This is a genomic window from Hyphomonas sp. UBA3195 (genome assembly GCF_002366485.1).
Taxonomy (GTDB): Bacteria; Pseudomonadota; Alphaproteobacteria; order Caulobacterales; family Hyphomonadaceae; genus Hyphomonas.
Map to the genome: position 1 here is coordinate 132,193 of NZ_DEXB01000021.1, position 881 is coordinate 133,073.

An 881-nucleotide genomic window follows, 5' to 3' on the forward strand; every position below is an offset into this window, starting at 1 on the left:
GGCCTGTTTTTCAAGCGCTTGCTTACATTCGCGGTCACCTTTAACCACGGGCGCAATTTGGAGAAACCAGACATGAAAAAATTCGCGCTGATCTTTCCTGGTCAAGGGAGCCAGGAAATCGGAATGGGCAAGTCGCTTGCGGAGGCCTTTCAGTCCGCACGCGATGTCTTTTTCGAGATTGATGAAGCCCTTGGACAGAATCTGTCTGGCCTCATGTGGGCCGGCGATATTGCCGAGTTGACCCTGACGGCAAATACTCAGCCTGCGCTCATGGCGCACAGTGTTGCCGCCGCCCGCGCTCTGGAAGCTGAGTTTGGCTTGTCGGCCAAGGACGCGGCCTATGTGGCGGGTCACTCCCTGGGCGAGTATTCTGCGCTTGCTGCTGCAGGCGCGCTTGGTGTGGCGGATACGGCGCGCCTCCTGCGCATTCGCGGCAATGCCATGCAGGCCGCCGTGCAGCCGGGAGAGGGTGCAATGGCAGCCTTGTTGGGAGCCGACATAAATCAGGCGGAAGCCGCCTGTGCAGCTGGACGCGAAACCGGCGGCGCCTGTGATATCGCGAACGACAATGCGCCGGGTCAGCTTGTCATATCTGGCCGCAAGGATGCGGTTGAAGCCGCCTGCGCGCAGGCGAAGGATAGCGGCGTCAAGAAAGCCATGCTTCTCAATGTTTCCGCACCGTTCCATTGCTCCCTGATGCAGCCAGCCGCTGACGCGATGGCCGAGGCGCTGGCCGAGGTGTCGATTGCGCAGCCGGTGAGTGAACTGGTCGCGAACGTGTCTGCAAGTGCTGTCACCGACCCGGAAACGATCCGGAAGAACCTCGTCGCACAGGTCACAGGCCGTGTGCGCTGGACCGAGAGTGTGCAATTCATGGTCGC

The 881-nt window shown here is 60.7% G+C and carries 1 protein-coding gene; it reads left to right on the forward strand.

Annotated elements, in window-relative coordinates:
• Positions 1–123: 123 nt before the first annotated feature.
• Positions 124–881 (forward strand): ACP S-malonyltransferase (locus B2344_RS07705; protein ID WP_290484952.1); only part of this gene is annotated, 758 nt, incomplete at its 3' end.